At 53.8% G+C, this 25,545-nt stretch carries 30 protein-coding genes and 1 pseudogene; 20 read left to right on the top strand and 11 right to left on the bottom strand.

What is annotated here, in order from left to right; genetic code table 11:
- Positions 1–87: 87 nt before the first annotated feature.
- Genes VFO10_RS22700 through VFO10_RS22690 form a run of 3 tightly spaced genes read right to left on the bottom strand, consistent with a single transcriptional unit; the run spans position 88 to position 1,705 of the window.
- A complete protein-coding gene (locus tag VFO10_RS22700) occupies positions 88–831 on the bottom strand; it encodes a matrixin family metalloprotease (protein ID WP_325144276.1) in 744 nt (247 codons plus the stop codon).
- Positions 822–1,259, bottom strand: a complete 438-nt coding sequence (locus VFO10_RS22695) for a hypothetical protein (protein WP_325144275.1) — start codon at positions 1,257–1,259, stop codon at positions 822–824. Before VFO10_RS22695 ends, VFO10_RS22700 begins: the two co-directional genes overlap by 10 nt.
- Positions 1,247–1,705, bottom strand: coding sequence for a hypothetical protein (locus tag VFO10_RS22690; protein ID WP_325144274.1), 459 nt, complete (start codon positions 1,703–1,705; stop codon positions 1,247–1,249). Before VFO10_RS22690 ends, VFO10_RS22695 begins: the two co-directional genes overlap by 13 nt.
- Before the next feature lie 139 nt (positions 1,706–1,844).
- On the opposite strand from VFO10_RS22690, the gene VFO10_RS22685 reads away from it, so the two are divergent.
- Together VFO10_RS22685 and VFO10_RS22680 are read left to right on the top strand one after the other, a co-directional pair.
- Complete coding sequence (locus tag VFO10_RS22685) at positions 1,845–2,807, top strand: HD-GYP domain-containing protein (RefSeq protein ID WP_325144273.1); 963 nt, start codon at positions 1,845–1,847, stop codon at positions 2,805–2,807.
- A 75-nt stretch (positions 2,808–2,882) separates the two neighbouring features.
- Positions 2,883–3,608 carry a hypothetical protein gene (locus VFO10_RS22680; RefSeq protein ID WP_325144272.1) on the top strand — a complete coding sequence of 242 codons (726 nt, stop codon included), beginning with the start codon at positions 2,883–2,885 and terminating at the stop codon, positions 3,606–3,608.
- Between the two features lie 2 nt (positions 3,609–3,610).
- Here the strand turns inward: VFO10_RS22680 and VFO10_RS22675 are convergent, their stop codons facing one another.
- Positions 3,611–4,570, bottom strand: a complete 960-nt coding sequence (locus VFO10_RS22675; protein WP_325144271.1) for a diguanylate cyclase domain-containing protein — start codon at positions 4,568–4,570, stop codon at positions 3,611–3,613.
- A 184-nt stretch (positions 4,571–4,754) separates the two neighbouring features.
- Positions 4,755–5,177: a ribosome hibernation-promoting factor, HPF/YfiA family gene (hpf, locus tag VFO10_RS22670; protein ID WP_325144270.1), complete on the bottom strand. Its 423-nt coding sequence runs from the start codon at positions 5,175–5,177 to the stop codon at positions 4,755–4,757.
- A gap of 344 nt (positions 5,178–5,521) precedes the next feature.
- Here hpf and VFO10_RS22665 point away from each other — a divergent pair, with 344 nt between their 5' ends.
- The 7 genes from VFO10_RS22665 to VFO10_RS22635 all read left to right on the top strand — a co-directional run bounded on the left by VFO10_RS22665 (position 5,522) and on the right by VFO10_RS22635 (position 11,807).
- Entirely contained in the window at positions 5,522–6,604 is a 1,083-nt protein-coding gene (locus VFO10_RS22665; protein WP_325144269.1) for a hypothetical protein, read from the top strand.
- A 347-nt stretch (positions 6,605–6,951) separates the two neighbouring features.
- Positions 6,952–7,614, top strand: coding sequence for a hypothetical protein (locus VFO10_RS22660; RefSeq protein ID WP_325144268.1), 663 nt, complete (start codon positions 6,952–6,954; stop codon positions 7,612–7,614).
- Positions 7,614–8,357, top strand: a complete 744-nt coding sequence (locus tag VFO10_RS22655) for an MBL fold metallo-hydrolase (protein ID WP_325144267.1) — start codon at positions 7,614–7,616, stop codon at positions 8,355–8,357. The genes VFO10_RS22660 and VFO10_RS22655 overlap by 1 nt, the downstream gene beginning before the upstream one ends.
- Positions 8,358–8,370: 13 nt before the next feature.
- Positions 8,371–8,751 carry a methyl-accepting chemotaxis protein gene (locus VFO10_RS22650; protein ID WP_325144266.1) on the top strand — a complete coding sequence of 127 codons (381 nt, stop codon included), beginning with the start codon at positions 8,371–8,373 and terminating at the stop codon, positions 8,749–8,751.
- Positions 8,751–10,463, top strand: a complete 1,713-nt coding sequence (locus VFO10_RS22645; RefSeq protein WP_325144265.1) for a chemotaxis protein CheA — start codon at positions 8,751–8,753, stop codon at positions 10,461–10,463. The genes VFO10_RS22650 and VFO10_RS22645 overlap by 1 nt, the downstream gene beginning before the upstream one ends.
- Positions 10,447–10,902, top strand: a complete 456-nt coding sequence (locus VFO10_RS22640; RefSeq protein WP_325144264.1) for a chemotaxis protein CheW — start codon at positions 10,447–10,449, stop codon at positions 10,900–10,902. The genes VFO10_RS22645 and VFO10_RS22640 overlap by 17 nt, the downstream gene beginning before the upstream one ends.
- Complete coding sequence (locus VFO10_RS22635) at positions 10,902–11,807, top strand: chemotaxis protein CheV (protein WP_325144263.1); 906 nt, start codon at positions 10,902–10,904, stop codon at positions 11,805–11,807. The genes VFO10_RS22640 and VFO10_RS22635 overlap by 1 nt, the downstream gene beginning before the upstream one ends.
- Here VFO10_RS22635 and VFO10_RS22630 read toward each other — a convergent pair.
- The 3 genes from VFO10_RS22630 to VFO10_RS22620 are packed head-to-tail and all read right to left on the bottom strand — an operon-like array spanning position 11,791 to position 13,963.
- Positions 11,791–12,231, bottom strand: coding sequence for a CopD family protein (locus tag VFO10_RS22630; RefSeq protein ID WP_325144262.1), 441 nt, complete (start codon positions 12,229–12,231; stop codon positions 11,791–11,793). The genes VFO10_RS22635 and VFO10_RS22630 overlap by 17 nt on opposite strands.
- Entirely contained in the window at positions 12,228–13,013 is a 786-nt protein-coding gene (locus VFO10_RS22625; RefSeq protein WP_325144261.1) for a hypothetical protein, read from the bottom strand. The genes VFO10_RS22630 and VFO10_RS22625 overlap by 4 nt, the downstream gene beginning before the upstream one ends.
- Positions 13,010–13,963 carry an ATP-binding protein gene (locus tag VFO10_RS22620; RefSeq protein ID WP_325144260.1) on the bottom strand — a complete coding sequence of 318 codons (954 nt, stop codon included), beginning with the start codon at positions 13,961–13,963 and terminating at the stop codon, positions 13,010–13,012. Before VFO10_RS22620 ends, VFO10_RS22625 begins: the two co-directional genes overlap by 4 nt.
- A gap of 215 nt (positions 13,964–14,178) precedes the next feature.
- Between VFO10_RS22620 and VFO10_RS22615 the strand changes: the two genes are divergently transcribed.
- From VFO10_RS22615 to VFO10_RS22605, 3 genes are read left to right on the top strand one after another with little or no spacing between them, the layout of a single operon-like run.
- Entirely contained in the window at positions 14,179–15,702 is a 1,524-nt protein-coding gene (locus VFO10_RS22615) for a leucyl aminopeptidase family protein (protein WP_325144259.1), read from the top strand.
- A 45-nt stretch (positions 15,703–15,747) separates the two neighbouring features.
- Positions 15,748–16,281 carry a sigma-70 family RNA polymerase sigma factor gene (locus VFO10_RS22610; RefSeq protein WP_325144258.1) on the top strand — a complete coding sequence of 178 codons (534 nt, stop codon included), beginning with the start codon at positions 15,748–15,750 and terminating at the stop codon, positions 16,279–16,281.
- A gap of 21 nt (positions 16,282–16,302) precedes the next feature.
- Positions 16,303–16,989: a hypothetical protein gene (locus tag VFO10_RS22605; RefSeq protein ID WP_325144257.1), complete on the top strand. Its 687-nt coding sequence runs from the start codon at positions 16,303–16,305 to the stop codon at positions 16,987–16,989.
- 1 nt (position 16,990) lies between these two features.
- Here the strand turns inward: VFO10_RS22605 and VFO10_RS22600 are convergent, their stop codons facing one another.
- On the bottom strand, positions 16,991–17,374 hold the full coding sequence (locus tag VFO10_RS22600; protein ID WP_325144256.1) for a hypothetical protein: 384 nt from the start codon (positions 17,372–17,374) through the stop codon (positions 16,991–16,993).
- Positions 17,375–17,495: 121 nt separating this feature from the next.
- Between VFO10_RS22600 and VFO10_RS22595 the strand changes: the two genes are divergently transcribed.
- Positions 17,496–17,999, top strand: a complete 504-nt coding sequence (locus VFO10_RS22595; RefSeq protein ID WP_325144255.1) for a hypothetical protein — start codon at positions 17,496–17,498, stop codon at positions 17,997–17,999.
- 5 nt (positions 18,000–18,004) lie between these two features.
- Here VFO10_RS22595 and VFO10_RS22590 read toward each other — a convergent pair whose 3' ends face one another.
- Complete coding sequence (locus tag VFO10_RS22590; RefSeq protein WP_325144254.1) at positions 18,005–18,430, bottom strand: response regulator; 426 nt, start codon at positions 18,428–18,430, stop codon at positions 18,005–18,007.
- Between the two features lie 362 nt (positions 18,431–18,792).
- Between VFO10_RS22590 and VFO10_RS22585 the strand changes: the two genes are divergently transcribed.
- From VFO10_RS22585 to bfr, 6 genes are all read left to right on the top strand, one after another.
- Positions 18,793–19,203 (top strand): Hpt domain-containing protein, encoded by a 411-nt coding sequence (locus VFO10_RS22585; protein WP_325144253.1) that lies wholly within the window; start codon positions 18,793–18,795, stop codon positions 19,201–19,203.
- Positions 19,204–19,227: 24 nt separating this feature from the next.
- Positions 19,228–19,605, top strand: coding sequence for a response regulator (locus tag VFO10_RS22580; RefSeq protein WP_325144252.1), 378 nt, complete (start codon positions 19,228–19,230; stop codon positions 19,603–19,605).
- Positions 19,606–19,837: 232 nt separating this feature from the next.
- Positions 19,838–21,340 carry a PAS domain S-box protein gene (locus tag VFO10_RS22575; RefSeq protein ID WP_325144251.1) on the top strand — a complete coding sequence of 501 codons (1,503 nt, stop codon included), beginning with the start codon at positions 19,838–19,840 and terminating at the stop codon, positions 21,338–21,340.
- Positions 21,330–21,800, top strand: coding sequence for a response regulator (locus VFO10_RS22570; RefSeq protein WP_325144250.1), 471 nt, complete (start codon positions 21,330–21,332; stop codon positions 21,798–21,800). Before VFO10_RS22575 ends, VFO10_RS22570 begins: the two co-directional genes overlap by 11 nt.
- A gap of 2 nt (positions 21,801–21,802) precedes the next feature.
- Positions 21,803–23,803, top strand: coding sequence for a hybrid sensor histidine kinase/response regulator (locus VFO10_RS22565; protein WP_325144249.1), 2,001 nt, complete (start codon positions 21,803–21,805; stop codon positions 23,801–23,803).
- Between the two features lie 85 nt (positions 23,804–23,888).
- Entirely contained in the window at positions 23,889–24,365 is a 477-nt protein-coding gene (gene bfr, locus VFO10_RS22560; RefSeq protein ID WP_325144248.1) for a bacterioferritin, read from the top strand.
- Here bfr and VFO10_RS22555 read toward each other — a convergent pair.
- On the bottom strand, positions 24,341–24,535 hold the full coding sequence (locus VFO10_RS22555) for a (2Fe-2S)-binding protein (RefSeq protein ID WP_325144247.1): 195 nt from the start codon (positions 24,533–24,535) through the stop codon (positions 24,341–24,343). The genes bfr and VFO10_RS22555 overlap by 25 nt on opposite strands.
- Before the next feature lie 366 nt (positions 24,536–24,901).
- Here VFO10_RS22555 and VFO10_RS22550 point away from each other — a divergent pair.
- Positions 24,902–25,545: pseudogene (locus tag VFO10_RS22550) on the top strand (hypothetical protein); the annotation flags it as partial.

Below are 25,545 nucleotides of genomic sequence, written 5' to 3'. Positions count from 1 at the left end.
CAGGATTTTAAGTCCTGTGTGTCTACCGATTCCACCACGAGGGCTCGCGATGCAGGGGCCTAAGTTAACTTAGGATGGGGTGTGGGCTCAAGCCCTGGCTTTGAATTTTTCGCGGGTTTGTCGGATTAGAGGCAGACAAATGGGCGCGAGGAGGAGGAGAGGGAGCCAGGGTTGGGGCTGGTTTGTGCCGGTGATGATGCCGCAACCTGCGAGTTCACGCGGTTTAGAGACGGTGGAGAGGGGGTAGAGGTAGACTACGCCGGCCTCGTCATCAAGGCCGAGGGTCAGAGTGCGGTCGGTGCGGGCATAGCCCATTACGGCTGAGTAGTCGCTGTGATTGTGGCCGAGTCCGAGGCAGTGACCGATTTCATGCATAAGGGTGAAGGCCAGAGACTTGGCGGAGCTGCCGCGGTCCGAGACGTTGATGTCGCAGTCGACGATGCTTTTGTTTTCGACAGCGGGGGCGGCGAAGGCTGCGGAACTGAGATTGGTTTTGCCGGTGACGATGGAGAAGACGCGGTCTTCGCTGTTGAGAGTGGCCTGATCAGAGAAGGTGACGTCGAGTTCGATGTAGGAATCGGCGACGTTATTCCAGGGCTGCATGGCGAGTTGCACGAGCATGAGCCAGAAGTCCGAATCGCTGAGGTCGGCATAGGCGCCGTCCATGAATTCTTCTTTTTTCTCGATGGATGGTGGGTCCATGCTTAATTCAAAAGTGATGCGCGGGTTTTCTTCACTGACGTCGAGGCGAGCTTCCTTGGGGCCGGAGAGAAGCACAAAGGCTGAGGCATCTGTTGTCATGAGGAGAGTGAAGAGGAGTATTAAAACCATTTCATGACTCCAATACGCAGAGCGGTCGGACTCGCAAGCCCACCGAAGCCTATTCCTATCGCCTGCGTGAATTCCGCAGAAAAACAACCTATCCACCCACCGCAGCCAAGCTCTATTCCAAACCCACCATAAGGCCCGATACCACCGCCGTTGGCACTGAACGCGAATCCAGCTCCGAGGCTGCTGTATCCACCCCATTTGGTTTTGGTTCGCGAGGCCACGGAAAATCCAGTGATCGCCAGGTTATATTCAGTACCCTTATCCGTGACATAGGACAGCCCCATATCCCGACCCGCAGGCGGGATGGATACAGGATTCGGTCCCCCACTACCGACTGCAGGCGGACCAAAACGAAGGGCGAAGCCACCCGCATAAAGAAGTTCGGGGAGGCAGAGAAAACCTATAAAAATAAGCCTTAAATACGCCATCCCACCCCCAGACTCAAACTCTGTTTCCTTGCGGTTGCCAACAAAATCCCAGCCGAACCCGCTAGAAACTGAGCGTTATTCCAATCGAAGGAAACGGCAAGAGTGGACGTCGTCATCACACCCAAACCAAAATAAGCCCCGAAGTTATAAGCCTCGTTCTTACGCGTAGAGACATCCGGATCCGAACTGCGGATCACAGCTTCGTCCCGCGATAGAGCCACCCCGGCTCTTCCCGAAATGTATTTGCTGCCGAGCATGGGATAGTTATACGCAAAAGTCAGCATCTGCGTGGACTGCCGTATGCGGCCCTGGATGCGGCCGTAGTAGTGCAGCTCGGTGTAAAGCGTCCGGTTGATCAGAGAACGGGCAATCCATTCCGGACGATAGCGTTCATCGCCCTCCTCGACGGCCCCCAGGGCCAGACTGAAAATTTGTTCAGCCTGCACAGGAAAAGATCCAAATACAGCCGGAAAAACTGCTAAAATGATGACACGTAACAACCGATCAGTTCCTGGTGGAAGCTGCAGGACGCGACGGCACCAGAGCCCCCAATTCTTTAGACGGGTAAGAATCATGGATCGACGCATGACCATTGATCGAGCAAGTTTGCAGGCTCTGAAGCTTTCAGAGATTCGAGACAGCATGACCGAATTTGACCTCTATCTGGATCTCGGCGGCGAGATCGTTCCCTATGCGAACGGCCCGCACCGCTGGTCCGCGGATGAAACCGAGCAGCTTCTGCAAAGCGGACAGTTCGTGCTTCTCTATAACAGAGCCGACGCGGATCGCGTGCGCAGCTATCTTGCCAATCGCGATGGTGCTCCCTGCGTGCCCGCAAGCGATGCCAGCCATCAGCTGGCCGATGGAATATCTGAATTTCTAAAAACGCTGTATGCCGTGCGTTTTCCAGAAGAGCACTACAGCCTTGTGAAGGGACTGACCGTGGCCTTGGATAAATTCCTACAGGCCTATCCCCAGCTGAGTGATCTTTTATTGCGACTTGTGCAGCATGATCCTTACACATTCTATCACAGTGCCCGGGTCGCCGGTTATTCCGTGGCCCTGGGCCTCGCTCTGCGCGGTCCTGACGAAGCGCGGCTCTGGGATATGGCGATGGGATCCTTCCTTCACGATATTGGGAATTTGTCAGTTTCCAAGGATATCCTGAATCACGCCGGGTCTTTGAATGATGCGGAATGGAATCAGATTCGCCAGCATCCTGAAGAAGGACTCAAACTCCTGGAAGAAATTCCCCTGACCCGGACGGTGCGGGATATTATTTTCTATCACCATGAAAGGCTGGACGGCGGGGGCTATCCCAGGCGCCTGCGCGGCTCGATGCTGTCCATGGAACTCAGGATCGTGAGTTTCGCCGATGTCTATACAGCCTTGACGGTCCCGCGCTGCTATCAAAAAGCCCGGACCCCGGCTGAAGCCATCCAGTTCATCGAGGACCACCTGCTCAACTTCCTGGACCCCAAGATCCTGCACGCCATGCGGCGCCTTCTCGCCGTGCAAGGCGGTCAACTTAGCCAGATTGCCGGCTAAAACCCTGACAATGAGCCCTTTGCGTCCCGCGCCCTATGCATTAGAATGCCGGGACGGAACGCGAGGGAGGTCTTTGTGCTACGAAAATCAGTTCTGTGGTGGGCGCTTCTGGCTTTGGCCATGCCTGTCCACGCTGCGGAAACCCCGGCTCAGGATGACGAGCAGGACGAGGAACAAAATGCTGAACCTTTGAGCGCGAGCGAGAAGGAATCGGCTCTGGCTTATACCCAAAAAGAACTGCAGACGAAATTCCAAAGCGGTGCAGGCCTGAACCTGGGGCGCGTGATGCCCTGGTCGGAACTGGGCGCGACCTTCTTCGGCAAGTTGGGGACGACGATCAGCAGTCTGTCGCTCGGCTTTGGGGATTTTGAATATTCCGGGAATCTGAATCAACGCAATTATATGGTGTCGGGTCACACGGAGAGCGCGTATGTCGCGGCCCGCTATTTTCCGCTGGGATTTGGTCCGCTTTACGTTGAGCCGGCCTTCGGTTTTGTGCATTGGAATGGGGACGTGAAGCCGCGTGGCAACGATGATATCGAGGATGTGCTCGCCTCGGCTTTGACCTCACGTTTTGATGCTTTGGGTGCGGACTTTGATGTGAACGTCGGCCTGATGTGGATCTTCACCAACGGCGTGTTCTTGGATTATAACTTTTTGAATCTGAGTCATGCGGTTTTACTGAAGGAAAGTTATACGGTCAGCACTTCGGAAGCGCGGGAGGCGATCCGAACGCAGATCGCAGGTCCCATCTCGATGAGTGGAATCAATCTGCGCATCGGTTATGCCTTTGATTTTTGAATTCAGGCGTTGACGGCTTTTTTGCTGGTTCTTTCGCTTTTGGATTGCAGCTGCCGGGTCAGGTCGTCCTCGGCAGACAGCAGCATCTCCTGGATGGTCTGCAGCTTGCCTTCCTCTGACTGGTAAGTGCTCGTTCCAAAACTCAATTCCACCGCAATGCGATCGTGCTCCAAACCGTAAAGATGCTCGCTGACGTAATGCGAAATGCGCGACTTCAGATTTTGTGCGCCTTCGTCCTTCGTTTCCGGCAGGATCAGCATGAATTCCCCGCCCCAGCTCCGGCCCACGACATCATCCGCACGGGTCAGGTGAATCAGGTCATTGCCAAGCTGCTGAATCATCTTGATACAGAAGGTGGGGCCTTTGATGTGGCTCACTTCCTTGAAGTTGTCGATGGCCATGATCATAAGCGTCAACGGCGTCGCAAAACGCTCGGCGTGGCGGAATTCTTTTTCGAGGCGCGCGTTCATGTAAGGAAGATTATAAAGGCGCGTGATGCTGTCCTGATCTTCCAGTTCGCGGATGGTTTCCTTGGACTGATTGAGCTTATTCAGAAGGCTATTGGCCTTGTCGCTCAGAAACTTGTATTTGATGAGCAGGGCCACGCGGGCGGCCAGGTCGGTTTTCAGGCTTTCGGCGCTGCAGGCGGTGTCCGCACCGGACTGCTGCACGAGTTCCGCAAGGTTTTTGGAACGCGAGGACGCAACGATCAGGATACCGTAATAATGGGGCGCGGCCTGGTCACTGCGAATCCATTGCGCGAGTTCCACGCCGGAAATCGACGGCAGTTTTTCATCAATCACCAGCACATCGGGTTCGAAGTCGTCTATGCTATCCATCGCGGTTTCCGCGGTCAAGGCGGTTTCCGTCCGGTATTGCGTGAGCTGTGCCTGATAATGCATCAGCGACTCGGCGGAGCCGGCGACGATCAGAACTTTGCCCATTTTATCTTTGGTTGGCATGGCCTCGATCCCGTGGGTGGATGGTCCCAAGCATACGGAAAAACTATCGGCGGGAATTTGGAAAAAATGAGGGAAAGAAGGCTAAATACGGGAAGACCCGGGGCTTTTTAGGCCTCGGGTCCCATTGACTCTCATGTGTGTGGGAGGTTTCCCGGGCAGAATTCAAAGGCCCGGGATCCTCGACTCAATGAAGGAGCTGAAATGCTGTCACCTCGGACGATTCAGACTCTTCTTCATCCCAATCATCCATGGTGGGGAAGGAATCAGAGCCGCCCACTACACTCAAGGCCCGATTCTGAGCCAAAGGTAGACGTGAGCGGCGACGGGTCTTCATTTTATGGCGAGACAGTTGCGCCTCCAGTTTCTGCGCGACGAGATCAATCGTTGCGTACATATTTTCGCTGGCCCCAGAGGCATTCAAGACAGTGCCGTTCCAGCCTTGAAAGTAACAATGAATCTTCTGTTCGTTTTTTTCCGTCGAAAAGGTGATACGGACGAGGCCAGAGTCGCCAAGAAAGCGCTCGATGACATCGCTTAATTTTCGCTGCGAAAGTGATTTCAGGGCTTCAGAACTGTGCATTTTCTTGAAATAAAACTGAAACACCATACGACGTCTCCTTTTTCGAGAAAGAAGTCCTGTCTCCAAAGGCCCGGGGATGGGTCTATCAGAGTGAGAGACAGGAGGCCTGAATCTATGACGTCATATCTTTGCGAGCCTCACTCCTATCTAACACCTTTGCGAATGAAGAATCGATAAGTTTTGTTTCACGCGTTCTTCTTTTTTCCTCTTTTCACGACCCATCGCCCTACCGCCTGGTCAGAATGCAAGTTGTCGAAAAAATGGAATTTTTTTTATCCCGCAGAAATATGCTCAAGTTTTCAGAGGCTTTGGCCGATAGGAGACGAGTTGAGGGAACTATACGCTATTTGTTCAGCCAATTGGGGGAGCATATGAATCGTCGCGGGCTGGTCGGCCTTGGGCTTTCGTTGGGTTTGGTATTCGCTACGGCGTGCGGTCCTAAAGCGGCGACCGATCCCGCAGTGCAGCGGGGAAACACAGGAGCTGTGGATGCTTCGGGTAATCCCACGGGCGGCACTCCTGGAACCGGCGGCACCACCAAACCAGGTGGGCCTGTGACATTGCCGAGCCAGAAAGTTGCCAAAGCACAGGATTTTTTTAACAATAAAGTGCTGCCTCTTGTGAAGCAGGCACCTTGTACGGACTGTCATGCGGATCCACGGCAGGTCGTCATCCAGCAGGGTGGACTGAAGCCGCAGAACTTTGATGCCATGTTCAAACTCCTGGGCGATGGTACAGGCGCAAACAACAATAAGCTCTTTAATATGATGCGCGGTCTCGTGCCCCATCCAGGCGGCGCTCAATGTACAACGGAGACCTCCCCGTTCTGTGCGGTTCTTCAGGAATGGTATCGCGAGGTGTATGGTGAAGGCACGCTGTCCCTTGGCCGCGTGAATGATATCTCGCCTTCGTCGGGAACGATCAGCGGTTGGGCGGGCAGCTCCACGGCGGCGACGACGGTTTATAAGGTGCGGTTCTACCTGGATGGTGAATCCGGCAAGGTTCCCATGCTTGGTGAATCCACGGCGAACCTGGAAGCGAATGACAATAACATCGACGGGCCGCATGGTTTCTCGTTCAAGATTCCCGTGGCGAACATAGATAACCGTCCTCATAAGCTCTATGCGTATGCTGTGGATGCTGCGGGTAAGGAAACGCCGATGGCGGGTTCGCCATATACTTATACGGTGTTTAAGCCCAAGGCCTCGGCGGCGGCTATGCAGCTCTACAACAGTATATTCAACGGCTGTAACGGTGCATGCCATGGATTCACCTACGAATCCAAGTGGCCTTCTTTGGTCGGCGGTTTCGGAACGGCAGGCTGGAGTTCGACGAATAACACTCTGGTGAATAAGTTCAGAAGTGGACAGCACGGCGGACCAGGTTTTGGTGCGAACGCGGTGACAGCTTCCGAAAACTGGTGGAAAGAGGAATTTCCTGAGGTAACTCCTTAATCCTGTCCTTGAATTCATGCTAACCCAAAGCCCAGGCCATCGTGGTCTGGGCTTTTTAACTTGCCTATTTGACCAGCAAAAGTCGTTTTAACCCGGTCGCAACGGAACATGCCCCCCGGTGTAATTACCCAGGAGCTTCTGGTTGAAAACGCCGGGGAGATTCGTCTGGACCTGACGGCCCCTTGAGACTTTGCAAAAATAAACAAGTTATCGGAGCCCGGACGGAGTTTTCTGTCCGGGCTTTTTTGGGTGGAAGGCCTGCTGGTTTCGCATTCCGTAGCAGAAAAATTTAACTTTGATGCATTTTACCGATAGAGCAAGCGACGACCCTCAAAGCAGGACGGCTTATGTTTACGACCAGCCCGATGACGGAAGTTTTCGAGACCTGTGGCAAGCTGCGCTCCAGCTTCTTCGCCATTGAAGAAGGCGTGGAGGAGGTGCGGGAAATTTCCATGAATGCGTCCGTCTCGGTTTGCCAGACTGGAATCAACACGCACAGTTTTAATGAGATCGCCCACCAGATCAGCCGGATCGCGGGCCGGATGCAGGTGAGCCTGGCCCTGGGGCGGCAGGAGATGAACCATATCATTGGGCTGACCCTGCAGGCTTATATTATTGAAAAGCGGAAAGATAAGCTCCTGGAAGCGAGGCCCTATATTGAAGGGGAAGAGAATCAGAAGCTTTTTGATGATGTCCTTTACAACTGGGGGCAGGCGACCACCCGGCTTATGTTCGATGTGATTCCAAGGATTCACAGAAGCAACGCGCTTTTATCCAGGATCCGGCATCACCTTTATCTCCTGTTCGCGGCGATCAATGCGCTGAAGGTGGAGTCGACCGAACTGGTGGGTGATAACGAAGCCGTGGTTTTATCCTTGGCTGAACAGCTCATGGACGTGCACGAGGCGGAATTCAAGAAGCTGGACGTCAGTTTCTCGCTACTTCATAAAATTCGAAAAAGCGCCCAGGCCATCGTGCTGGATGCACAGCAACATAGGGAGGCGGCTTGATGCAAAGACACGTCCTTTATAATAACAATGGCCTTGTGTGGCTGGCCTTCGCGCGCGATCCCCTGAAGCCGCAGAATATCGTCGACACCAACGAGTATATGATCATCTCGGGCCAGGACGCTCTTCTGATGGATCCAGGTGGAACAGAGGTGTTTCCGCATCTTATTGCCTCGGTGTCCGAGGTGATTGATATCAGCAGAATCAAAGCCTTTCTTTGCAGCCATCAGGATCCCGACATCATGTCCTCGCTTCCCTTGTGGCTCGGGCTGGTGCCGAATGCCAGGATCCATCTGTCCTGGCTCTGGAGCGGATTCGTGGCTCACTTCGGCAACGAATTCGCCGCCAACTTTGAAAATCTGCCGGATGAAGGCGGAACCACGACTTTGGGCGGACGGGAATTTCACTTCATCCCTGCGCACCACTGCCATTCGCCGGGGAACTTTCATCTCTTTGACCCGGAGTCGCGCATTCTTTTCAGCGGAGATGTCGGCGCGGCCCTGATGCCCGCGAATGCGGATATCTTCGTCAAGGACTTCAATGCCCATGTGCGGTACATGGAAAAATTTCATCAACGCTGGATGCCCTCGTCCCAGGCCCTCAGGATCTGGGTGGAGCGCGTGCGCAAACTGAATCCGACCATGATCTGCCCGCAGCACGGGGCGATTTTCCGCGGCGATACCATCAAACCATTCCTGGCCTGGCTGGAGGACCTCGAAGTTGGCCGCCAGAAACGTTACGCATAAAGGAGGCTCTCGCATGAAGTCCAAAAGCAACACCAAAGACAGTCTGCGCCATAACCTGGATCGTTCCCAGGAGCATATCCGCGAGACCTGCGCCTCGCTCGACAAGATTGAAAAAATGATCCATGTGATCCGTGATATCTCGACCAAGACCGACCTTCTCGCTTTGAATGCTTCGATCGAAGCAGCGCGGGCAGGGCAGGCCGGAAAAGGCTTTGCCGTGGTCGCAGATGAAGTGGCCCGACTGTCCGAGAAGTCCCAGGATTCCACGCTGGATATCGAAGTGACCTTCGGTTCGCTGAAAGATCGCATCGACCTTCTGGCCAAGACTCTGGATACCTGCACCAAGATGCTGCAGGAATGGAATGACAACGAGGTTGAACAGGAAGCGGCCTGATGGTTGACATTGAATTCAAACAGACATTCTTCGAGGAAAGCCGCGAGCTGATCGAGCGCATTCGCGACCAGCTGGATGGCTGGGCGGCGTGTTCGGATCAGGTGGAACGCATGGCCACCGTCTGGCGGGCTCTGCATACGATCAAGGGCAGCGCCGGAAGCGTTCAGATCATGCCGATTCGCGACCTGGCGCATGAGCTGGAAAATTTCCTTCTGCCTTTTAAAGCGGCGCCTTCCACCGTTCAGGCGAATGAAGTGAATTATATCCTCACGGCCGTGGATATGATTGAAAATATGATAGAAGCGGAAGAACGCGGTGAGGGCGCGGCCCCGGCCTCGGTCCCGACGCTTCAGGCTCCCGTGGCCGCGTTTGGATTCTTCGATGATCCAGTGCCCGCTTCCACGCCTGCTCCTGCAACGGCTCCTGCATCCTTGCCCGCAGCCGCCGAGGCCCCGTCACCCAAAGTCGCCAGCACGGAAACCATTCGCGTGCCGCTCGATCGAATCCAAAGAAATTTTGAAATCATCTCGGAACTTTTCCTGATTCGCAATCAATTGAAATATCTGGCCGAACGTCTTCACGGCGATCAAACAACGATTGATTCCTTCATGCATAGCTGGGAAACACTGGACAACAGTCTTCGCAAAAACATCAGCGAGCTGGAGCAGCTGGCCGTCAGCATGCGCATGATGCCCGTGAAATCCCTGATGCGGCGCATGGAAAAAACCGTGCGCGATTACAGCCAGAACTCCGGCAAGCAGATTCGCGTGGAAGTGACCGGCGAAGACACCGAAATCGACAAGAAAATTCTGGATACCCTGGCCGAACCCCTCATTCATTTGACTCGCAACGCCATGGATCACGGCATTGAAGATGCCGCCGAACGCACCCGTAAAGGCAAGTCCGTTCAGGCCGTCATTCGTTTTGATTCCCGGCTGGAAGGCAACGATGTGCTGGTCACGGTCAGCGATGACGGCAGCGGCATCGACGATCGCAAGGTCCTGGAATCCGCGCGGCGCAAAGGCCTGAATGTGGAAGGCGTGCGCACTCGCGAGGACGCACTTCATCTGATCTTTATTCCCGGTTTCAGCACCAAGGATCAGGCCTCGGACATTTCCGGGCGTGGCGTGGGACTGGATGCCGTGAAGACCTATGTGGAAAGTTTCGGGGGCAGTATCAGCCTGACCACCGAGAAGGATCGAGGCACGCGCTTTCTTCTGCGTCTGCCGCTCGGCATGTCCTTGATCTCGGCCATCATCGCTCGATGCAATGGCCAGACTTTTGCAATTCCAGCTGCAGAAGTGATGGAAACCCGCAAGGTGGACCCCGAGCAGATCGCGCTCAATGGCCAGCACAGCTACTTTAAATACCGTGGCAAATTCATACCCTGCTTCAGCATCGCGGATCAGATCTTCAAGGGTTCGAAAACGGAAAACCTCAGCTCGCGCGGACAGAAGCAAAGAGTGCCTGTCTTTTTGGTGAAGACGCTTCATGGGCTGGTGGCTCTATTTGCGGAAGAGGCTTTGAGCAACAGTGAAATCGCTGTCAAATCCGTGCCGGACAATGCCTGGCAATCCCCTTTCGTGACCGGCGTTTCCATCCTTCCCACGGGTGAGCCCGTGTTTGTGATTTCGCTGGTTCGACTCTTTGAAAAACGCATCAATCTGCAGGGACAGGTTGCGGGAGGCAAAAAACATGCGGACGCTGCATGAAATCTTCGCGGCCCAGAAAAGGGATAAACTCGGACAGGCTCAGCAGACCCTGGAACGGCATCCCTTTGTCAGTTTTTCCTATGGCGGCGGCCGCTATGCGATCAGCATTCAGCATGTGCGCGAAGTCGTCGAAATGCAGCCCATCAATCCCTATCCCGTGGCTCCTGAAGAGCAAATGGGGATCGTGAACATTCGAGGCCGCATACTGCCGGTTGTGGCACCGGCCCTGCGCGGCAGCAAATGCTGTGAAGCCGCTGATCGACTGATTATTATGGAATTTGATGAGAATCAACCCTTCTGCCTCTGCGTGAGCCAGGTGAGCAAGGTGCTTTTGGAGCCCATGGAAGCGGAAGCCGGCTATACCGTGAATGTGGGTGATCAGCCGATTTTGATCCTGGATCAAAGCATGATTCAGGTTCGTCCGCAGGAGGCGCTGTGATGCAGACCCAGGAAAACAAGCTTGAAGCCTCACTGGTCATCCTGCCTTTTCACGTGAAATCACAGGGCCGGGATCTGCGCTTCTTTATCAACGTGCAAAAAGTCGCCAAGGTCTTCGCCTATAAACCTCTGACGCCATTTCTGGATCCGCTGGGCGTGATCTCGGGCCTTTATGATGATAACGGCATTCCCATTCCGGTTGTGGACCTTCGCATGCTTTTGACTCAGCAGAAGCTGCCGCCGTCCCTCTGTAGTCCCGATGGGAGCGTTCATAGCAACCTGGAACGCATTATCGTCTGCAGCATCATGGGGCACCTTGTAGGTTTTCTGGTCGATCGCACCAAGAAGATCGAGCGCTGGCAAAATATCGACCTGCAGCCGCCGATTGATCTGCCCGGATTGAATGATGATCTGGTCCAGGGCATGCTGCGGGATGAGCAGGGATTCCGCTATATGATCAATGTCGAGCACATTCTGATCAGCTCGGGACTGCATCAGGTGGAAACCCGCTCGCAGACCGGACAAAGCCTGCAGGGCAAGCGTATCATCCTGGTGGAAGATTCCATCTTCTTTCGGAAAATGGCCTCGCAGGCGCTCCGCAATCAAGGGGCCGAGGTGGTGGAAGCTCATCACGGCCAGGACGGGCTGCGGCTGCTTTTGGATGATGACCGCTTCGACCTGGGCATCGTGGATATCGAAATGCCCTTCATCAACGGCATTGAAATGGTGCGACGCTATAAGGGTGAAAAGCCTGAATCGAAACTGCCCTTCCTCTTCCATACCTCGATGAGCAATGAGGTCCTTTTCAAGGAGCTGGAAGAGGAAAAGCTCGGCCGCTGCCTGGCCAAGCTCTCATCCGAAGAGCTGCTGCAAACCGTCCGGGATATGATTACTGCCAGGGCCTGACGATCACCATGATCACGATGACGATCATGAGCAGCGTCGGCACTTCATTCATCACACGAAAGAACACACCGCGCGGCATGGCTTCGCCGCGCTGCGCAACGCCCACCTGTTTTCCCGCATAAAGCGTACTGACGGTCATAAGGATGACCGAGGCGAACTTCACATGAAACCAGGGCAGTTTGAAAAGTCCGGGGTTCAGATGGAGCATGGCGAGTCCCGCGATCCACGAGGCTATCATCGCCGGCAGCGTGATGGCCTTCCAGAGACGCCGGGTCATGGTTTTCAGAAGGTCTTCGACTTTCGGGTGCTCATGACGGCGTTCCGCGCAGTAGACCAGCAGCCGGTAAAGATAGAGTATGCCCGCCATCCAACTGATGATGGCGATGACATGAAACGCGAGGATTGAACGGTACCATTCCATCATGAAGCTCCCGAGGGTGATTTAAGCGACTGCCCGCTCATGCTCTGAAGGCGTGAAATGCAGTCGCGACTCAGCAATTCAAAAGGATGCTGACTCTTCCTTTTGCGGTTGATGCGGCGGGAGATCTCGGAACGTACGCTCCCATCATCCATGTTTTCAGGCTCGGCGGCCTGTTCCTGCATGAATTCCAGCCAAAGGAAGGAATCGGCGTTATAGGCCCTTTGCACCAGATGCTCCAGGGCCTCGGCATGCATGGGATCCCAGAGCTTGTCAATCTGCTCGACGAAAAGAGCCAGGGGCCCTTCATGATCGCGGGTGAAATGAGCGAGGTCCTTGTTATCCATTCTCATGAGGTTCAGAACGCGGGCTTCGACACCAAAACGCCAAAGCGCGGAAAGGGCCTTGCTCCAGGCCAGCGACGGCATATTTTTCTGGCCTGTGAACGCGATCTGCGTGCTGGCCTTGTCCCTTTTCAGAACGGCCGCGACTTCCTGCAGGATAAGACTGGAAAAAGGCGCGGGCACCTGATGCGGAACGCGGGTCGCCTGCGGCCAGACTTTTCTATACTGCGCATAGAGCCTTTGCACGCGGGTCAAACGCGACTGGAGGGTACAGCTGCGAACCCCGGAACGCGAGGGATCCCAGGCGCGACCATCCCCGGCGCAGCAGGGAAACATATCGGTCTGAAGGCGCACCTGCCCATCCTCGGTCCCGTTGAGCCCCAGGCCCAAACCATTGAGCAAGGGATTGCCGAGGTTGCTGAGAACGCAGGAATGCGCGCTCATGTCGGACCTCGACGGGGGCCGGCCGGCTGCGGCCTTATATTCTGCAGTTTTTCATCGAGGGCGCGTTTGCGGAAATCCTCGCCGGTCAGTTCGATGAATTCCGAGGTCTCGAAAAGCCGCGAATAAATACGCGCGCCGATACGCTGCTCCAGGCTTTCAAAGCGATCGAGTTCGAAACTTCCGGGCTTGCGTTCATCCAGGTTGGTGGAATAGTTCACGCGCGTGCTGGGCTTCAGATCGTAGTTGGTCGAAGCCACGATGATTCGATTTCGATTGTAGCGGCCCATCACCAGCTGATCGAGGATGGACAGCTCCCAGTCGCTGTTACGGCCCTTGCCGAGTTCATCAATGAAAAGGATATCGACGTCGATCAGCTCATTCAGAAGATTGGCATCGCTTTTATCCTGGGCATAACCGGCCTTCAATTCCAAAAGGAGCTGGAAGAAGTCGATGAAGCGAACGCTGAGGCCCTTGAACGCGAAGTTCTTGGCCAGGGCACAGAGCAGATAGGTTTTGCCGACGCCCACCGGGCCGCCGAGGATCAGGCCGCGCGGACGATCGGAATCAAATTCGCGATGCCACTGCGAAAGACGGTTCACGACCTCGCGGCCGTTGCCGGTGAAGTTGCTGAATTGATCGAGCCGGGCCGCACTGTAGCGAGCGGGCAGGCAGGCGCTATTGATGAAGTTCACGATGCGCGAGGGTGAAGGCGTGCGGCAGGGTTTGGACTGGCCGTCGACCATCTTCCGGTTTTTTCCAAAACAGCTCTGGCAGTTTTGGACGCAGGCGCAGAGTTCCGCGTGGGTCAGAGATCCCATGGGTTTCAGCCGGTAGCCAATGCCATCGCAGCAGCTTCTTTTTTGATCCAAAGCACAGCCCATATCAGGCATTTCCGTCTGATGCGCGGGCTGATGCAATTCATCTTTTAACGAACGGATGGGGCGCTCCATAGATTCCTCTGGGCACTGTTTGGCACGGACAGGGGAGTATAAACCATGCGGGAACGCTGACTCTACACAGAAGAGGACGCGTGGAAAAGTCGGCATCTTTGGCCAGCCGAATGAGGGACGGAAAGCAGCGGGATCGCAGAGAAAAAGGTTGGCACATGCGTAGGGATCGAACAAGATGAAACCCTGACTCGGAAAAGGCGCCTCCAGGAGCATTCATGGCCAAGACTCTGTCGAAAGTACACCATCAGATTGAACAGTCGTCCCTCGCGAACTTTGACGCCCAGATTTGGATCCTTTGGTCCAGGCCGGGCACCAAGGAATGGGATCCTCTTTTCCCGGAAAAAATGGGCCAGGCGGATCGCGACATCATCCAGGCGCTGGCTGCCCGTGAACCCCATAAGCCGGAAAGCGGCACGGTGCTTTGCTTTGATCGAACCCCGCTCGTGCGTTGGGTGGTCGCCGTCGCGGGCGAGGAGATGGAAACCTTCCGCTGGCTGGGATTTGCGCGGCAAATCATAAAAGCCGTGAAGGAACATGGCTGCAAACGGATTCTTGGTGATCTGACTGCGGTGCCGATGCCTTACGCCCTGCGAGCCGCCGATGCGCTGACGGCAGCTGCGAAAGCCTTTCAATTTCATTTTCCCAAGTATACGCAGAAGGATGCGAAGAAAAAGGAAGGGGACTTTACGCTCGACCTTTTATTTGCGCCTGACGTGAATCTGGATGAAGCGGGTCGCGTTACGCAGCATGCGGAAGCCACGGGCGCTGCGAACAATCAGGTTCGGCATCTTGTGATGCAGGCCGGCAATGATCTGACCCCTTCCACCTATGCCGCGCGTTTGAAAAAACTCGCCGAGCAGAATGAACTGGGCTACAGCTTCATCTCGCAAAAAAAGCTGGAAAGCATGGGCGCGGGAGCCTTCGTCGCGGTGGCGCAAGGGTCGGCGCATGAAGATGCCGGCATTGTGAAGCTCAGCTATGAAGGCAACGGAAAAAAAGGTCTCAAGCATCTTGTTCTGGTGGGAAAGGGTGTGACCTTTGATACCGGAGGCCACAATATAAAATCATCGCAGGGCATGTACGGCATGCATCGGGATATGGCGGGCTCGGCGCTGGCCTATAGCCTTGTAGCCCTGGCGGCCAAAGAAAAATGGCCCGTGCGCGTCACGGCGTTTTTGGCGATTGCGGAAAATGCGATAGGACCCCACGCCTATCGGCAGAATGATGTGATCACCGCCATGAATGGCAAGACCATTGAAATCATCGATACCGATGCCGAGGGACGGATGCTGCTGGCGGATACCCTTCATATCGCCTCCGGGGAAAAACCGGATCTCCTGCTCGACTTCGCCACGCTGACCGGAGCCTGTGTCCGGGCTTTGAGCACACTCTATTCCGGTGTCTTCACCAACCGGCAGGATTTGCTACCGGCTTTGATGAACGCGGGACGCGAATCGGGCGAACGCGTTTGGCCCTTTCCCATGGATGTGGATTTCGCCGAATGCCTGAAGTCCGACATCGCGGATATCAAGCAGTGCCGTGTAAGTGGTGGTGTCGATCATATTGAGGCCTCTTTGTTTTTGAAAGAATTCGTCGGCAAGGATATACCTTGGATTCATATGGATCTGTCGGCAGCGGAAAATAGCGGAGGTTTGGCCCATATCGAGACAGAAGTCACCGGCTTTGGCGTGCGGTTTGTGGCCCTTTTCGTCCGTAATTATTGGGGTTGGTCGGTCTGAGTCGGCCCCCGGGTGCGAACACCTGAACTATGTGGTGAGGTTAGAGTGAACCAGACCCCGGCTAAATCAGCCATGAGTTTTCGCGAGATTTATGAGGCCCATGTTGGCCTTGTCCAGTTCGTCCTGCGGTCCTTTCGTCTGAGCGACGAGGAACGCGACGATCTGGTTCAGGAAGTTTTTTTGCGTCTGCATCAGGCCAAGGATCGCATCGATCCCCTTAAAATTAAGGGTTTTTTATCCATCACGGCCCGCAACCTTGCGATTGACAAGGTGCGCCAGGCGCAAAGCCGCAAGACGGAGGCTGTTGGCGAGGATATTGGGCAATTGGAAGGGGCTCTTTGGGAACAAAACACCGACCGGCGTGCAGTAATTGCGGTCGCCGGGCGTTTTATAGAAGAGGTCGCCCGTCAACCAGGCGGCGAATGCTTTGGTTTGTTCTATAAGGAGGGGCTTTCTGTTCGGGATATTGCCGAGCGTTTGGGTGAAAGTACGGGTACAATCACCTCGCGCTTGAGTCGAATGCGCCAAAAGTTCAAGGACGACCTCGCCAAGAAGCTCGATGAACTCGATGGGATCTGACAGACAGAGAAGGACGATGACATGAGCAAAGACAAACATTCCGGGAGCGATCCCGATTTGGCGATGAGTCCGGAGGATGAAGCGTTCCTCCGCCTGATCGAAGACAGTTATGAGGCGGCCGGACAGCCGAAGGATCAGGCAGGAGCGGACAGGGTTTGGGGAAAGCTGGAGGCCCGGCTGGCTTCTGGTTCAGAGACCCCACCAGTCGGGACGCAGGCAGGCGCCCAGGTTCGTTCGATAAGCTCGACCAAAAAAAGACAGCCCTGGATTTATTTGTCCAGCTTTCTGGCAGTCGCCGCGGCGCTGTTCCTCTTTGTGAGAGTGAAGGAGCCGAACCTCGAAGATCCGACCACCATGAACGTCAGGGGTGGAGCCGCTGGATTCAGCGCCTCCATCATCGTCTATGATGACAGTCCCAAGGCCGCACCGGCCGGCAGTCGCCATCAGATCAAGGTGAACGTCACGGCCGATGGCGATGGTTTTGTCGCGCTCTTCCGTCAGGAGGGGCAGACCGATCCGGTATTCGTGTCGAATCTGGAATACAAAAAAGCCCAGGGTGATGTGCATATGCTCGAAGAAAATGCCGCTTCCGGCACGCGCTACTGCATCATCGGAGCGAAGGATCAGGAGGGTTTGAAGCATCTGGTCGAAATCATCGGTCAGATGTGGGCCTACCTGCCCCAGAATGCCTGCTATACCGTGCCTTGAATCACCAGCGGGGTTTATAAAGCCAACCCAGGCCCCCGCGTTGATGCGTCATCGCATAAACGCCCTCGTTCAGCGTGACATTCACAAGGGCTTTCTCCTGACTGGATACAGCATTGAGCCAGAGGAGATTGCCCCAGCTGAAGGCCATCACCAGAAGCACGATGCTGGTCCAGAAACTCACCGGAAAATCCTCGAGCCAATGCTTTTGCACCAGGGCTTTGATATAGAACGCGATCAATCCAGGCATCGCGATAAATGCATAGAATAAGCTTCTTTCCCGGTCGAATTCATCGGAAACCCAAAGCGTCCCATAGAAGCCGATCAGGCAGTAGAAGGCCAGAAGACCCAAAAAATAATGCCGAATGGTTCGATCCTGCGGATTCATCGAAGGGATCCTCCCGAACTTTTTTCCAAGTTTCCATCATGGTCGGCACGCCGTTTCCAGTCAAGATTTTGCACTCAGCACCGAAGAGTTTTCAGGGCCGGATACTCCCAGGGAGAGGGATATGACTGGATTTTGGTACATTCTGCTCGGTTTTTCGTTGGCGTCGGGACTGCAAGCGTCCCCTCTCAGCGATCCCTTTGTCAAGAATTTGACGCTGGTCGGCGTGATCCATGTGGAAGGGACGCAGGCCAAAGGACAGTCCGTAGCCGTTCTGCATGACAGAGCTTCCGGCAAGACGCGCATTTTGCACAAGGGGGACCGCCTTACGGACGCCGATCTTGAATTGCGGGACCTTGGTCCTCAGCAGGTGACGCTGGCGCGTGGGGGCCAGACCTATGTTCTGCGTGTGGAGAGTTACTCGGAAACTGTGGCTGTGACTTCGCAGGTGGAGTCCACGGACGTGGAATTGATCGAAACGAAAAACGTGAGCACGATAGCTGACACGGCCATCCCGAATGAAAAAGAAGCGGCGGCTCCTGAAAAAAACGAGCGTCCGGCAGAAACGAGACGCCTTGAGCCCGATGCCGACTGCACAGGCGATGAATGCCCTGTCTTGATCGAATAGTATCCTCAGTACGCGGACTTTTTATCCAAGCCCAGCTTCAAGGCCGTATTGAGAATCTTTTCGTAACCCGCTGACTTCTTCATAAAGGCCTTGACGCAGGACGGGCAATTCATGATCTCCGTGCTGCGATCGACAAGACTGATCATCACCATCGGTTTATTATTGAAAAGAGTCGCCATATAATCAGCGACGTCCTTGCCATTAAGTTCCCCCAAATCGTAATCGACGATCACGACATCATACTTGGACAGAAGACCTAGAAATCCAAGGTCATCCAGGGAATTGTAAACATCAAGATTGACTTTCTCCAGCTCCGCCCATCGTCTTATGACAGCACCATAAACGGGATCATCATCGATAAGAACGATCCTTGCCCGGTCGCTTTTCTGCTGGAGCGCCTTGCCTGCCGCCGCCTTTTCCAATGGCTTCATACGTCGTTTCCTTTCACTTCTGATATGTGCTCTAAGCAATCGGCTCCCACCGATCATAAATCCTATCGCAAAATGCGCGCTTCGAATTCACGGCTCCTCTGCATTGATTTTCTGATGCTCGATAAGCTCATGAAAAGGGCTTGGAATTTTGTGAACCATGATCAGCAAGTAATTGGAAAAAATGCTTCATTCTTCGCGATCGCGCAACGCGCGTCCTTGCATGAAATAATTTGCTGCGAAAGCTTTCGAAAGCTGTCTGAAAAGGAAGCCTTTTTCATTTGAGAAATACGCGTCGGAAATCGAAGAGTCCAAGACAGGGTCAAGCCCTGATTTGAGTGAAATTCCATAGAGAGGTTGCAGGTATGATGAATGCAAACGACGAGAAAGACGAACCTGTGGATCCAGGCAGTCAGAGTATTCTGAATGAAGATTTGCTGGCTCAATATAGGGAAATGGATGCGAGGATGTCGAAAGATCGAATGCTTCCACGGCTGTTCCAGGTTTTTGAGAAGAACTTTCCTGAATACATCGCCAAGCTTATTGAAGGCCTGGAAACGCAAAACCCCGAACAGGTCAATCATTTCGTGCATAAAATGCTGGGGATGTCGCATAACATCGGAGCGCTCCGACTGTCTCAGATTCTGCTGCATTGGGAACAAACATCTCTGGAAAACAAAATGCGGATTGATACCCATGCGCTCGATCAGATACGGAACGAGTTCAAAATCGCGGAAAGTGCCCTCGAACAGTACCTTGAAGAGTGGGAACACTGAACTTTTGACAATAGAGGAGTCATTATGCAACGCCTTCTTCTTATCGACGATGATCCCGTATTCGCGCGTATAGCGGCCCAGGCATCCGAGGCCTTTGGTTTTACCGTTCAGTGCATCGGCAGCCTTCAGAAGCTCAAACACAGCGCTCTGAGCGACTACGATGGCTATTTGATCGACTATGACCTTATGGATGGCACGGGCGAGGAAGTTATCCAATTCCTGAAATCGCAGCAAATCGATCGACCTTTGGCCATGATCAGCAGCACGGATCTGGAAGAACAAAAATTTGAAACGCAGGAACACTATCACTACATATTTATTAGCAAGTGGCAGAGTACGGATGATTTCATGAAGAAAGTAAAGGATCTTATGGGCGAATCTGTCAGCGAAAATGTGAGTTGAATCATGCGATCATGCTCCAAGTGAGCTTTGCGTTCCAAGCTTGCTTGAAGCATGTGACATTCATCTTTTTCGGTCCCGTGATGAAATTTTTCGCAGTGAAAATGAGTGAATCTTCCGAAAAATTCATAATACTTTGCACAGCCACCCATAGTGCAATTCTGTTAAAATCTAGGCGTAACTCACTTCATAAATCGTAAGAATCTCTGCAATCAGCTGGAAGTGGAGACAGGGCTTGTCATCCTATACCTTTGGGAAATTGATGGATAAGCAGCTGCCTGTCCTTGAAATTGTGGAAGCCTTGCCCAGCGGGCTGATCGTGGTGGACAGCCAGGGTCGTATCCTGTTTTGCAACGGGGAGATTGAAAATCAATTCGGCTACACCCGACAGGAATTGCAAGGACAGTCGGTTGACGTCCTGATCCCCGAACCCTTTCGTCATCACCATCCGGAACTTATGAAAGCATTCTTCCTTTCTCCTCAGAAACGCGCCATGGGTGAAGGACGCGATCTCTACGGCCTGCACCGATCCGGGCGGCAATTTCCGCTTGAAGTAGGGCTGAATCCGCTGCACACAGAGCATGGGCTCTTTGTTCTTGTCGCCGTCGTCGATATAACGAGGCGCCGGCAAGTCGAAGAGAAGTTCCGCATGGTGGTGGAATCGTCGCCCAACGGGCTGATCATCGTGAACGCTGATCAGATGATCGTCCAGGTGAATCCCCAGGCGGAAAAAATGTTCGGCTACAGTCGGTCGCAGCTTTTAGGCAGAACCATAGATGCCCTGATTCCTTTGCGTTTCAGTCGCAATCATGATTCCTACTTCAAGAATTTCATGGCGGATCCCCAGATTCGGGCGATGGGATCGGGACGGGACCTCTTTGGGCTTCGGCAGGATGGACAGGAATTTCCCATAGAAATCGGTCTGACCCCATTGACGATGAATGGGGCCGTCATGGTCCTCGCGACCGTGGTGGACATCACCGAACGCAAGAAGATTGAAACCATGATCCATCAAAAAAACCAGGAAATGGAGCAGTTTGTCTATATCGTATCCCATGATCTGAAATCGCCGATCGTCACGAGCATGTCTTTCATACAATTCCTGCGGGAGGATCTGCCCGCCGATACCGATGCGAGCGTCCTGGATTCCTTGAACCGATTGGAACGGGCCAATAGACGAATGACTCAGCTCATTGATGACCTCTTGCGTTTGAGTCATGTCGGGCAGATGCAGCTTCAAGGGGAAGATGTGGATTTGGAAAAGCTTGTCCAGGAGGTTTGGCTTGATCTTGATGCCTTGGAGAAGCCCTTGAACCTGAAATTTCACATAAGCGCGCCCCTCCCTGTCCTGCACGTCGACCGATTTCGCATGCGCCAGCTCTTTGAAAACCTGCTGACAAATAGCCTGAAGTATGGAGTGAGCCAAATGCAGCCGATGATTGAAGTAGGAGCCAGGGAAGAAGACACGGAGTGGCTCATCTTCGTGAAAGACAACGGCGAAGGCATCGCCCCTGAGCATCACCAGCGAATATTCGCCCTTTTTGAACGGTTGGAGACGAAGCAGCAAAACAGGAAGGAGGGGACAGGTGTTGGGCTCGCAATCGTGGCTCGCGTCGCGGCGCTGCACGGTGGCAAGGTCTGGGTGGAATCGGATTTGGGACAGGGCGCGACGTTTTGGGTCTCCATTCCCAAGTCTTACAGCCTGTCCTCCGACGGGAGGCATGCTCTTGCACAATAATCCGACGCGTAAGAAAATTCGGTTCCTTCTGGTTGAAGATGATCTGGATCATGCCGCTATCCTGACCCGAGCGATGAAGGGGCAGCCGTTCGACTGTGAACTGCACCACGTGGAGAATGGGGTGGATGCGCTGGCTTATTTGCGTCATGAACCTCCTTTCCAGGCGAGTGCTGATCCTGATGTCGTCCTCCTGGATTTGAAACTGCCCAAGCTCAGTGGTCATGAGGTGCTCAGTGAAATCAGAAAAGACCCCGAACTGGCCGATATTCCCGTCATCATCCTTTCAACGTCCAACGCCGAGAGTGATATCAAAAACGTCTATCAAAATCATGCCAACAGTTACCTGGTGAAACCGCTGGATTTTCAATCGTTCCGAAAGATGGCCGAGGATCTTCAAGAGTACTGGGGTCAATGGAACAACGTTCCGCGCCGCTCCACTCCTCGATATAAAGGTGGATGAATATGGAAGCCCTTAAGATCCTTTTGGTCGAAGACAATGATGATCACGCGGCCATGATTCAGAGACACCTGAGAAAGTCCTTGGGCAATGCCTTCCGCTGCGTCCATGAGGGGACGCTGGAAGGCGGGCTGAAGCGGCTTGATGTCGACCCGATCGATGTCATCCTCCTTGATCTGCGCCTGCCCGATAGCGCGGGCGTTGAAACGCTTCCGCAAACATTTGCCAAAGCCCCGACCATCCCTATTGTGATCCTGACCTCCATCGAGGATCGCGACCTCGCGACCCGACTCATCAGCCAGGGCGCTCAGGATTTCGTTTCGAAGGCGAAGCTGGATGGCGATACGCTTTGCCAGATCCTGCGTAATTCGGTCCAGCGCAAACGTCTGGAAGAGGAGCTGCGCATCCAGACGATCAAACAGCAGGAAAGCCAGCAGCTGCTCCAAAGGATGATCGTGAGCCTGAAGGAGAACGAGGAGCGCTATCGAATCGTCACCGAAGCGGCCTCCGATGCCATCTTCACTTTTTCCGGCAACGGGCAGATCCTGTTCGCCAATCACGCGGCGGAAACGATGTTTGGCTACTCGCGTGAAGAGCTGGCACAGAAGTCGATTAATTTCCTGATCCCTACGGCCCTTCAATCCGAAGGATTCGACCTTCTGGAAATGACGCGCAAGGATCTTGAGTTCCAGGGGCTGCATCGCAACGGGCACGCTTTTCCGTTGGAAGTCTCGTTCGGGGAATTGACCTCCGAGGGGCAGCGGACCTTCACGGGCATTGTTCGAAATATCACCGAAAGGAAGAAGATCGAGGAGGCCTGGCGGCGGGCCAAGGAAGGGGCAGAAGCTGCCAACCAGGCAAAGAGCCTTTTCCTGGCCAATATGAGCCACGAAATCCGCACGCCTCTGAATTCCATCATGGGCTTCATGGAGCTGCTCTTCGATAAGACCTATAGCGAGGAAGAAAAAGTTCAATTCGCCGGTGCCATCAGGCGCAACGCGCAGCTCCTTCTGCAGCTGATCGATGACATCCTCGATCTTTCCAAGGTTGAGGCGGGCAAGATTGATTTTGAGCGCATACCCTGTTCCCTTTCGGTGCTGATGCGGAATATCGAATTGCTTTTGGAGCATAAGGCCAAGGAAAAAGGCATCTTCCTTCGCATTCACAGCGAAGAGGGCGTTCCTGATTCCATCACGACAGACCCTACGCGCCTGCAGCAGATTCTGATCAACGTCATCAGCAACGCCATCAAATTCACGAGCCGCGGGGGCGTGTCCGTCAAGCTCATGGGAAAAGCCCTGCCCGAATCTCGGGAATATCTGCTTGAAATCCTGGTCCAGGATACCGGCAGGGGCATTCCGAAAGAGAACCGCGAGCATCTTTTCAAACCTTTTTCGCAGGCTGATTCTTCCACAACCCGCAAATACGGAGGAACGGGCCTTGGCCTCATCCTGTCGCGGCGTCTGGCCGTGGCCCTGGGCGGCAACGTCGAGCTGGTGCAGAGTGAACCGAACTGCGGCTCGACTTTTTCCATTGCCATCAAAACCCATAGTGTGAAGGGCGCATTCAAAGCCCGCGATACCCTGGAGCCTGACCTGGCCCGCCGCGAGTCGCTGAGCGAGGAGAGCAAGTTCTGGGGCTTGAATGTTCTGATCGTCGACGATTCGCCCGATAACCAGATTCTTCTGAGTCAAATCATGGGCCAGTACGGGACTCAAGTGACGGTCGCTGAAAATGGCGAAGAGGCGATTCGCGAAGCCCTGAGTAAACCCTTCGACATTGTCTTCATGGATCTGCAGATGCCAGTCAAGGATGGATTCACGGCCACGCGCGAACTCAGAAGTCGGGGCTACACCACCCCGATCCTGGCGATATCGGCGGCGGCCATGAAGGAGGATCGCGAGCATGCCCTCAAAGCAGGATGCAACGACCACCTGACCAAGCCCATTAACATCCATAATCTGGTCAAGACCGTGGCCTTGCATATCAATAAGAACAGCAAATAATCATTGAACTGAAGGTCTGATGCCCTTATCCATACAAGGTGGAGTTGACGCGATCAACACAACCCCCGTGGATAAGGAAGACGCTATGAAAGGTGATGCGAAAGTCATCGAAGCCCTCAATGATATATTGACGGGCGAACTGACGGCCATTAATCAGTACTTTTTACACGCCAGAATGTGTAAGGATTGGGGCTATGATCGCATAGCCCACATCGTCCGTCATGAATCCATCGATGAAATGAAGCACGCAGAAAAATTGATGGACCGCATCCTCTTCCTTGAAGGCGTGCCCAACGTTCAAAGGCTCATGAAAATCAACATCGGCGAGACGGTGAAGGAGCAGTTCGAAGCTGATCTGAAACTGGAATACGATGCTGTCGATCGTTTGAAGAAAGCGATTCAGATCGCAGTGGATGCCCGGGACCATACATCCCGGGAACTCTTTGAGCATATTCTGGAAGATGAGGAAAAGCATATCGACTGGCTTGAAACGCAGCTGAGACTGATTCAGGAGCTGACCGCCGTGAATTATCTGGCTCAGCAACTGCGTGAAGAATCCTGAGCAGCTTTTTTATTATTCTCCTGCAGGGATTTTTTCAGCTCGGGTATGCACGCCCCGCAGCTGCTGCCAGCCTGGCATTTGCTTTGAATTTGGCGCAGGGTCTCACAGCCCTGCTCTTTCAACTGCTCAATGGCCCTATTATTCACACCGAAGCAAAGACAGACGATCATGAAAGCCTTCCTCCAAAATTTTATCTCTCATCGGATTTTATCCTATAGATATTGAGAATTACTTTCAATATCAATTAACATTCGAATATTCTTATGCTTTCTTGACATAGCTTGGCGGTAATTTTAGCGCGCTTGCTGTCCAAAGATTCCAACTGACTAAAATTCCTACAGCTTCCGTCCAAAGAATGGTCATTGGCCATCCTGACCAGAACCAGCCCCGTCCCAAAGATCTGCAATTCCAGAAGTCTTGGTAGCCCGCATTTTTCGGATGCGTTTGGATCAAATATTGTAATAAGAATCATTATCATTTTCAAAATGCCTCCGGCTCGGGGTTTGAGCGGGGGCACCTTTGAGCGGAGTATGTTCATGAGATCGAAACTCCCTGCCATGTCCTTGGCTTTGGGTTTGACGCTGTCGGGAGGCCTGGCTTTGGCTGAGGCCGCGGACCGTCCCCTGCACCTGTCAGGTTACGGGGACCTTGTCTTTTCCTTCGCGGATTATGGAGATGATCCGCGCGCCACGGCCAAGGGTTCCAAAAGCGACCGACGGGCTGTGTTGGATGCGAAGCGTTTCATTCTTGAAATCGAAAAGGAGCTGCCGCGGAACTTTGAATTCGAAGCGGAACTCGAAATCGAGCATGGCGGAACCGGGTCGGCCATGGAGCTTGAGTATGATGAGGGCGGGGAATACGAATCGGAAATCGAAAAAGGCGGCGAAGTTCAGCTGGAAAAGCTTTTCCTGCAGCATAAGTCAGGACCGCAGCGTATCCGGGTGGGCCGCATTCCGGTCGCCTTTGGACTTCTGCCCCTGCATCACGAGCCCTTTGATTATCTGGGAACGATAAGGGCTGAGAGCGAGGAGCATCTGATCCCCTCGGGGTGGAGTGAACTGGGGGCCGAGTACAAGAATCAGATAGGCAGCGAGACGCTGCAGCTGCAGATCGTGAATGGCTTTGATTCCACAGGATTCAGCACCCAGTATTTTGTTCGGGATGGACAGCAGCGGCGCTT

Source organism: Oligoflexus sp. (genome assembly GCF_035712445.1).
Lineage (GTDB): Bacteria > Bdellovibrionota_B > Oligoflexia > Oligoflexales > Oligoflexaceae > Oligoflexus.
Note: the sequence above shows the minus strand (reverse complement) of the source record. Positions and strands in the feature narration are given on the sequence as shown.

What these genes read in the sequence shown, in the direction of transcription:
- VFO10_RS22650 (WP_325144266.1), top strand. Translation starts at nt 8,371, where the DNA reads ATGAAGTCCAAAAGCAACACCAAAGACAGTCTGCGCCATAACCTGGAT.
- VFO10_RS22635 (WP_325144263.1), top strand. Translation starts at nt 10,902, where the DNA reads ATGCAGACCCAGGAAAACAAGCTTGAAGCCTCACTGGTCATCCTGCCT.
- VFO10_RS22675 (WP_325144271.1), bottom strand. Translation starts at nt 4,570, where the DNA reads ATGCCAACCAAAGATAAAATGGGCAAAGTTCTGATCGTCGCCGGCTCC.
- VFO10_RS22665 (WP_325144269.1), top strand. Translation starts at nt 5,522, where the DNA reads ATGAATCGTCGCGGGCTGGTCGGCCTTGGGCTTTCGTTGGGTTTGGTA.
- VFO10_RS22645 (WP_325144265.1), top strand. Translation starts at nt 8,751, where the DNA reads ATGGTTGACATTGAATTCAAACAGACATTCTTCGAGGAAAGCCGCGAG.
- VFO10_RS22585 (WP_325144253.1), top strand. Translation starts at nt 18,793, where the DNA reads ATGATGAATGCAAACGACGAGAAAGACGAACCTGTGGATCCAGGCAGT.
- VFO10_RS22700 (WP_325144276.1), bottom strand. Translation starts at nt 831, where the DNA reads ATGGTTTTAATACTCCTCTTCACTCTCCTCATGACAACAGATGCCTCA.
- VFO10_RS22615 (WP_325144259.1), top strand. Translation starts at nt 14,179, where the DNA reads ATGGCCAAGACTCTGTCGAAAGTACACCATCAGATTGAACAGTCGTCC.
- VFO10_RS22565 (WP_325144249.1), top strand. Translation starts at nt 21,803, where the DNA reads ATGGAAGCCCTTAAGATCCTTTTGGTCGAAGACAATGATGATCACGCG.
- hpf (WP_325144270.1), bottom strand. Translation starts at nt 5,177, where the DNA reads ATGGTGTTTCAGTTTTATTTCAAGAAAATGCACAGTTCTGAAGCCCTG.
- VFO10_RS22605 (WP_325144257.1), top strand. Translation starts at nt 16,303, where the DNA reads ATGAGCAAAGACAAACATTCCGGGAGCGATCCCGATTTGGCGATGAGT.
- VFO10_RS22660 (WP_325144268.1), top strand. Translation starts at nt 6,952, where the DNA reads ATGTTTACGACCAGCCCGATGACGGAAGTTTTCGAGACCTGTGGCAAG.
- VFO10_RS22695 (WP_325144275.1), bottom strand. Translation starts at nt 1,259, where the DNA reads ATGGCGTATTTAAGGCTTATTTTTATAGGTTTTCTCTGCCTCCCCGAA.
- VFO10_RS22640 (WP_325144264.1), top strand. Translation starts at nt 10,447, where the DNA reads ATGCGGACGCTGCATGAAATCTTCGCGGCCCAGAAAAGGGATAAACTC.
- VFO10_RS22580 (WP_325144252.1), top strand. Translation starts at nt 19,228, where the DNA reads ATGCAACGCCTTCTTCTTATCGACGATGATCCCGTATTCGCGCGTATA.
- VFO10_RS22630 (WP_325144262.1), bottom strand. Translation starts at nt 12,231, where the DNA reads ATGATGGAATGGTACCGTTCAATCCTCGCGTTTCATGTCATCGCCATC.
- VFO10_RS22595 (WP_325144255.1), top strand. Translation starts at nt 17,496, where the DNA reads ATGACTGGATTTTGGTACATTCTGCTCGGTTTTTCGTTGGCGTCGGGA.
- VFO10_RS22655 (WP_325144267.1), top strand. Translation starts at nt 7,614, where the DNA reads ATGCAAAGACACGTCCTTTATAATAACAATGGCCTTGTGTGGCTGGCC.
- VFO10_RS22555 (WP_325144247.1), bottom strand. Translation starts at nt 24,535, where the DNA reads ATGATCGTCTGTCTTTGCTTCGGTGTGAATAATAGGGCCATTGAGCAG.
- VFO10_RS22590 (WP_325144254.1), bottom strand. Translation starts at nt 18,430, where the DNA reads ATGAAGCCATTGGAAAAGGCGGCGGCAGGCAAGGCGCTCCAGCAGAAA.
- VFO10_RS22620 (WP_325144260.1), bottom strand. Translation starts at nt 13,963, where the DNA reads ATGGAGCGCCCCATCCGTTCGTTAAAAGATGAATTGCATCAGCCCGCG.
- VFO10_RS22600 (WP_325144256.1), bottom strand. Translation starts at nt 17,374, where the DNA reads ATGAATCCGCAGGATCGAACCATTCGGCATTATTTTTTGGGTCTTCTG.
- VFO10_RS22685 (WP_325144273.1), top strand. Translation starts at nt 1,845, where the DNA reads ATGACCATTGATCGAGCAAGTTTGCAGGCTCTGAAGCTTTCAGAGATT.
- bfr (WP_325144248.1), top strand. Translation starts at nt 23,889, where the DNA reads ATGAAAGGTGATGCGAAAGTCATCGAAGCCCTCAATGATATATTGACG.
- VFO10_RS22625 (WP_325144261.1), bottom strand. Translation starts at nt 13,013, where the DNA reads ATGAGCGCGCATTCCTGCGTTCTCAGCAACCTCGGCAATCCCTTGCTC.